This is a genomic window from Desulforhopalus singaporensis, assembly GCF_900104445.1.
Classification (GTDB): domain Bacteria; phylum Desulfobacterota; class Desulfobulbia; order Desulfobulbales; family Desulfocapsaceae; genus Desulforhopalus_A; species Desulforhopalus_A singaporensis.
In genome coordinates, this window is sequence record NZ_FNJI01000020.1 from 85755 (window position 1) to 92621 (window position 6867).

The 6867-nt window shown below is 51.7% G+C and carries 6 protein-coding genes; 3 read left to right on the plus strand and 3 right to left on the minus strand.

Annotation, left to right across the window (positions count from 1 at the left end):
- Positions 1-25 precede the first annotated feature (25 nt).
- Genes BLQ17_RS14030 through BLQ17_RS14040 form a run of 3 tightly spaced genes read right to left on the minus strand, consistent with a single transcriptional unit; the run spans position 26 to position 2294 of the window.
- The gene (locus BLQ17_RS14030; protein ID WP_092223905.1) at positions 26-1099 is read right to left on the minus strand and encodes a sensor histidine kinase; all 1074 of its coding nucleotides are present in this window, start codon (positions 1097-1099) and stop codon (positions 26-28) included.
- Positions 1096-1800 carry a response regulator transcription factor gene (locus BLQ17_RS14035; RefSeq protein WP_092223907.1) on the minus strand — a complete coding sequence of 235 codons (705 nt, stop codon included), beginning with the start codon at positions 1798-1800 and terminating at the stop codon, positions 1096-1098. Before BLQ17_RS14035 ends, BLQ17_RS14030 begins: the two co-directional genes overlap by 4 nt.
- 41 nt (positions 1801-1841) lie before the next feature.
- The gene (locus tag BLQ17_RS14040) at positions 1842-2294 is read right to left on the minus strand and encodes a MaoC family dehydratase (RefSeq protein WP_092223909.1); all 453 of its coding nucleotides are present in this window, start codon (positions 2292-2294) and stop codon (positions 1842-1844) included.
- A gap of 333 nt (positions 2295-2627) precedes the next feature.
- Here BLQ17_RS14040 and BLQ17_RS14045 point away from each other — a divergent pair, with 333 nt between their 5' ends.
- The 3 genes from BLQ17_RS14045 to BLQ17_RS14055 all read left to right on the plus strand — a co-directional run.
- Positions 2628-4259, plus strand: coding sequence for a sigma 54-interacting transcriptional regulator (locus BLQ17_RS14045; RefSeq protein WP_092223911.1), 1632 nt, complete (start codon positions 2628-2630; stop codon positions 4257-4259).
- A gap of 458 nt (positions 4260-4717) precedes the next feature.
- On the plus strand, positions 4718-5596 hold the full coding sequence (locus BLQ17_RS14050) for a sugar phosphate isomerase/epimerase family protein (RefSeq protein WP_092223913.1): 879 nt from the start codon (positions 4718-4720) through the stop codon (positions 5594-5596).
- A 721-nt stretch (positions 5597-6317) separates the two neighbouring features.
- Positions 6318-6867, plus strand: a 550-nt coding sequence (locus BLQ17_RS14055) for a proline racemase family protein (RefSeq protein ID WP_176761238.1), incomplete at its 3' end; no start/stop codon positions are given.

Here is a 6867-nt window from a genome sequence, read left to right on the forward strand (position 1 = left end):
GCAGGTGGTTAAGAGGAGTAAAGAGTCACCGCGGCAGGTGCAGGCTGATGCATGTCCGGCCATTGCTGCTATCGGCGAAGACCCGGCCGCCGTGGGCCTCAATGAGTTCGCGGGTTATCGCAAGACCTATTCCCGCCCCTCCGCCATCACGGGAGCGGGATCGGTCTGTGCGGAAAAACCTTTCGAAGATGAAGGGCAGATCGTCGGCTGAAATTTCCGGCCCGGTATTGCAGATACTGATTTCGACTGCGCCGGATGTCCTGCGGCTGGAGATGTCGATCCGGCCATTTTGCGGAGTGTACTTGAGACAGTTGTCGAGCAGGTTGCTCACCGCCTGGAGGAACTTGTCGCGGTCGACCTTGACCGTATCGGCAGCGGCGGGAAAACTTGTTGTAAGTGATATGTCTTTGCTGTGAAGGGTAGTGCGGTAGAGAGTGAGCAGGTAATCGATCTCTTTAGCGATGCTTATTATTTCAAGATCCAGATAATACCGGGCGGCATCGGCCCTTGCCAGCCGCTGGAGATTTTCCACCAGCTTTACCAGCCGCATGGTCTCTTCTTCGAGGATGCCGAGAGTTTTCGGTGAAGGTTCGAGCACCCCGTCGTTGAGGGCCTCCAGGTAGCCGCGCAAGTTGGTAAGCGGTGTGCGCAGCTCATGGGCAACATCCGCGACCATGTTCCGGCGCAGCTGTTCTATGCGCGCGAGGCTGTCGGCCATGTGATTAAAGGAAATACCGAGTCTGCCGACCTCGTCCCTGGTGGTTATATCGACCCTGGTGGAGAAATTGCCGTCGGCAACCTGATCGGTAATGGTCGTCATCTGCGATAACGGTTTCAGCACCCGGCGGATGAGCAGAAAACTGAGCACAAAAGAGAGCACGAGCGCGACCAGACTGGCCCAGATCAGTGAAAAGTGGATCGAGGACAGAAACATCTGGTGAATCTCGGTGGGGGAGATTTCATATTTTTTCATCAGCGCCATGAAATACCCGGCGGCCTGCTTGTCTATTGCCAGCCAGATTACCAGGATGATGGTGATGGCCGGGACAAGTGTCACCAGCAGCAACTTGACCAGCAGGCTCTCTTGCGGGGTTTTCATGGGTCGTCCTCATCGCAGAGGCTGTAGCCGAATCCTCGCGCGGTCAGGATGTATTTCGGTCTTGCCGGGTTATCTTCCAGCTTTTGCCGCAGCTTGCCGATATGCACGTCAATGACGCGGTCGACGACGATCTCCCCGTGCTGGTAAAGACTGTCGAGAAGTTCATTTCGGGAAAAAACCCGCCCGGGAGACTGCATGAGGGTTTTCAGCAGCCGGAACTCGGTTGTGGTGAGCGGTATTGTCTTTCCCCCACGCCGGACCCGATGTCTCTCCAGATCCATTTCCAGCCGGTTGCATGTGAGTTTTCGCTTTTTCAGCTCTTCACTCGGTCGTGCGCGGCGCAGGATGGCTTTCACTCTTTCCACCAGCTCACGCGGACTGAAAGGTTTGATGACGTAATCGTCGGCACCTATGGCCAGCCCTTTGACCCTGTCTATTTCCTCCTCCCGGGCGGTCAGCATCAGCAGGGGCACGTCGGAGAAGGTACGGAGCCGGCGGCATATTTCCCAGCCATCGAGGCCGGGCAGCATAATGTCGAGCACAACAAAGATCGGCCTGCGCTCTTTGACCAGCTCAAGCCCGCTTACTCCGTCGGCTGCATGGACGGTTGAAAAACCTTCCCGCTCAAGGTAGGTACGAACCAGCGCTGCGGTGTTGTAATCGTCTTCGATAATGACCACAGGGCCATCTTCTGGGATCATGGGTCGCTCCCTGAAAGTTTAATGAATTGTCAACATGGTGGCTACGCTGTGGACAAGGAGTCTTTCATCAGGGATCTTTCCTGCCTGCCGGGAACTATCCCCTTGAGCTGGGCCGTCAATACCACCGTATGATTCTGGTTGGTGAATTCGGCCTTGCCGCTGGCGTACCCTTTTTCGTCAATGCTGTTAATTGTGAAGGTGCACGTGACGCGGTCCCCGATATAGACAGGCCTCTTGAATTTAAACGTCATCTCGGTCGCCAGCCAGCCGATCTGTCCGCCTATTTCAGTCAGCATGCTGCCGATCAGCAGACCATGACATATACATCCGTCAAAATTTTTCTGGGCGGCGAACAGTTCGTTATAATGTACCGGATTATAGTCTTTTGAAATTTCGCCGAATCGGTTCACATCCTCGTCTGTGAAGGTTCGTGAAACGGTGAAAACGTCCTGTGGCTGCAACCCGGCGATTGCCCTTATCCTGATCTGTGACATGGTGATCCCGAAAAATTGGAGTTGTCGGCCGACACGCTAATACAGCAATTCTATGTCTTGACAATGTCAACCTCTTTGCAGCAGTTGTTGCGTCCGGCCTTTTCCGGGAAATACTCCCGGCAGTTTCTTGCTGCGCGTCTGTCTTCTTTGATATTATCAACTGGTGCGGTCAATGGACAACCATGATTTTGTTTTCCGGTGCCGCACCTTTGCTTGATCTGATCTGTCGGTGGGTTTTTGGGCTACATTTTTTTGGCTGCATGGTGTTTACTAGTCTGTTGTGGTAACTTTAAAATTGTTAGCCAACCCCAGAGACGAGGTGGAGGAACCCTTTTGTTTGTAAAAGATCCTGAAAGCATAACAGCAATTGATATCAGCGACGGACAATTGTATCCGGTTCTTTCCTCGCTGGATATTGGTATATTGATGACCAACGCCAAGGGTGAGATTACGTTTTACAATCCGATGCATGCGCAGCTGGATGGTCTTGCCCCTGGAGACGTCCTTGGAAAAAAAATAACCGATGTCTATCACCTTGACGAAGAATCCAGTCTGGTAATGCGCTGTCTGCGCACCGGGCGACCGATCGTTGAATGCCCCATCCTGTATAAAGCCCGCGACGGGCAGATTGTCGACAGTATCACCAGTGTCTACCCCTTGGTGCGAAACGGCGAAACAGCCGGGGTTATCGCTTTTGTCAAAGAGTACCGGCGGGTAGAGGACACAGTCGATGATGATGACCGCAAGGTTTCACAGATTTCATTTGTCGGTGATACCGATTTCTGTCTCGAGGATATCGTCGGGAAAAATCCGTCAATGCTGGATGTGTTGAACAGGACAAGAATGGCTGCCCAGACCGATTCGCCGGTGCTCATCTACGGGGAAACCGGTACCGGCAAGGAGCTTATTGCGCAGTCGATCCATAACCTGAGCGGCCGGAAAAACGGCAGGTTTATCGCGATCAACTGCGCGGCTATTCCCGAAACGCTGCTGGAGGGTATTCTGTTCGGGACCAAAAGGGGGGCTTTTACGGGAGCGATAGACAAGGCCGGACTCTTTGAGCGTGCCAACGGCGGAACGCTCTTCCTGGATGAGGTGAACTCGATGACCAAGGAGGTTCAGCCCAAGCTGCTCAGGGCGATTCAGGAAAAGAAGGTGAGCCGTATAGGATCGCACAGGGAGCTGAAGCTGGATCTGAAGATTATCAGTTCCATCAACAATACCATTGAGGACACCATTGAGACCGGTGAGGTGCGAAGGGATCTGCTCTATCGCCTGAGCGTCGTCTATATCTCCATACCCCCATTGAGGGTGAGGATGGATGATATTCCGCTATTGGTGGGGCATTTTCTTGAAAAATACAACCGGCGGATGGGCAGGAACGTGGTCGGCCTGTCCTCAGAGGTCAAGCGCCTTTTTGAACACCACAACTGGCCGGGAAATGTCCGGGAACTGGAAAATATCATTGAAGGGGCTCTGAATATGGTGGGCCAGGGACGCATGATAGAAAAGTGGCATCTCATGTCCGGTTTCGGCGTGTTTGCAGGTGATCACGGCAGGACAAGGAGTGAGCCGGTCCAAAGAGCGATGACGCCGAGGAAGAATATCGCCCGGGAAAACTGGACCGTTCTTCCCGCAACTTTTCCCGGTAGAGAAGACGCTTATGGCGATGAGGCGGAAACGCAGAAAATCATGGACGCGTTGTCCGATGCTGATGGAAACATCTCAGATGCCTCAGTAATCATGGGAGTTTCCCGCCAGACCTTTTATCGCAGACTGAAAGCATTAAATATAAAACTGCCGCAAAAAACAGGCAGCAGACAGCGCCAGCTGATCATCAGTAATCTTCAACGGCACGGCGGAAACGTAACCCGTGCGGCAAAGGCCATGGGGATAAGCAGGCAACTGCTGGCCTACCGGATGAAGAAAATGAAAATTGATCGATCCTTCGGTGATGATGGATGAACGTGTTGCCGGCAACAGACAAAACTCCGACCCGAAGAATAATGTCATCCGGTTGATCACGCGCCAGGTACTCCAAAAAAAAGATACATATTTTGCGGAAAAAATGTAATTTTTTTTGCGAAAAATAGAATCATTTTTTGCGCTTTTCTCTTTGTGGAATCAGTGATTCCCTTCTTGTGTAGGCTCTCTAAATTTCAGCTTTTATGCCGCTTCGTGGCAGATTGCAACGAACATTTTGCCATGGTTTTTGGTTCTGGCGCGAAGATTGCTGTATCGCGGTTGATTATTCTTTTCGTGCAGTACCGATTGCGGCAAACCTCAATATCCGGGCAATTCTCGATTACGGTCTGACCGTAACCCCAGCAGCGAGGGGAAAGGCCGATGTGGTTCGCCGATTGTCTTTGGTCGGTAATATCTTTGATGGCAAATAACAATCAATAACCGAAAAAGGTCGCGACATGAAGCTTGGTTTTCACACCTATGGATTTTATCTTCACGGCATTGGCCAGCTCTGGGGCGGATTTACCTTACCCTGGCCGCAGCAGATGAACCTCTGGCAGCTTATGGATCACTGCGCATCGTTAGGACTTGAAGGTCTGCATGTGGACGATGCCGCATTTGAAAGCCTTGATCCGGCTTATCTCAACAGGGTAAGACAGAGGGCAAAAGAACTTGATTTTTACCTCGAATATAACTTCTCCATGAACGCAGACTATGACCCGACCCTTAACCATACCATAAAAGAGGGATTGGATATCGCCGGCCACCTGGGCGCCGATCTGGTAAAGATAAGCGTTGACGTGGTTCGCCCGCGCCCTTATGCCAGGTCTAAATTCCATCCAGAGGTGATGGCGCAGCTGAAAGATTTTGTCGAAAAGGTCAAAAATGCGCTTGCTTATGCGGAAAAGAAAAATATCCGCGTCGCTGTTGAGAACCATGCCGACGCATTCTCTGAGGAAATTATCTGGGTCCTTGACGAGATAAACCATCCGCTGGTGGGGGCATGCGTTGACACTGCCAACGGATATCACGTTACCGAGGATCCGACCCAAGCTGTAAAAAACCTTGCCCCAAGAGCATTTACGAACCATTTTCGTGACAACCGGATCAGCTATATGCCCTGGGGGGTCAAAGCCCAGGGGGCTGCGGTGGGGGACGGTGATTTTGATATGGTCGGGGCATATGAGCTGATAAAAACATGTCCGCACATGGACCGTATCAACATCGAACTTGATATGGAAGGTGACCTCGGGAGTATGGAACGTTCCCTCAATATTGAAAAAGAAGCTCTTCAGCGCAGTGTCGATTTTTGCCGTAATGTCCTGAAAGTGGCGTGATAGCCGCTTTTTTATAAAAGAGGGGGACTGGTATCGGGTTCCCCTTTGTTCTTTTTTTACTCCGGTAGACCGTTTTTTTCCCGATCAGGGATTACCTCCTCAATAAAATCATCCTTCCCAGGCAATGGCGAAAACGGTTGTTGCCCCATCACGTCTTTATCGTAGTTGCCGATTCCCCGAAGACCTTACGTTATAACAAAGTTTTTACAAAAAGAAGCCGGTTACTGACGGAGAATATGCGGGACGGGCGGTGCCAGCTTCCTTGCTGAGTTTTACCCGTGACCCGGTAAGCTGAATAATGGATGTGGTTAATACCATATATTTACAATAAATTCCGTAAAAAGAAAAACAGGTGACAAAATTTGCGCAAAAAGAATCACGTTTTTGCGCAAAAAAAATGTAGCATTGTTTTCTATTGGTTTTGCCGCAACGGGGCAGTTTTTACGCCAGTTCACTTTCCGGTGTTGATGGGTGTAAAATTAAATCTCCTGATTACAATATATTATATTCCCTGTAGCTGATTTTTTTCCCCTCTCTCAGACGGTACTATTGCATGGCATACAACTTGCTCTCTAGTCGTCAATTGACATTTGTGCCGACAGTGTGAAGCGCTGTTGGTGTTGAAATCGGTGCGACGACAAAAAAAGAGCGGGCAAATTCTTAATCCAGGAGGGGCAGTTGCGCCGGGACCAATGTACCCAAAAAACATCTGGGAAGAACAATGATAATCAAGAACAGTTTCACATCCATCGACACCCATACGGGGGGCGAGCCTACCAGGACCATCACCGGCGGCATTCCCTACATACCCGGCGACAGCATCGCCGAGAAGATGCTGTACCTGAAAAAGAACATGGACTGGATCCGGACTTCGCTGATGTTCGAGCCGCGGGGCCACAGCGTCATGTCAGGTGTCATCCTCACCGAACCCAAACATCCCGAAGCCGATGTCGGGGCAATCTTTATCGAGACCGGCGGCTACCTGCCGATGTGCGGCCACGACACCATCGGGATGGCCACGGCGCTGGTTGAGACCGGGATGGTACCGGTCACCGAGCCGGAGACCTTTATCAATCTCGACACCCCCGCGGGGCTGACCCGGGTGCGGGTACGGGTGGAAAACGGCCGTGCCTGCGAGGTTACTTTTCTGGGCGTACCCAGCTTTGTGTTTGAAAAAGACCTGGAGATCGAGGTGCCGGCGATAGGGCGGCTCACTCTGGATATCGCCTACGGCGGCAACGTCTATGCGATCCTGCCGGCCGCCGATGTGG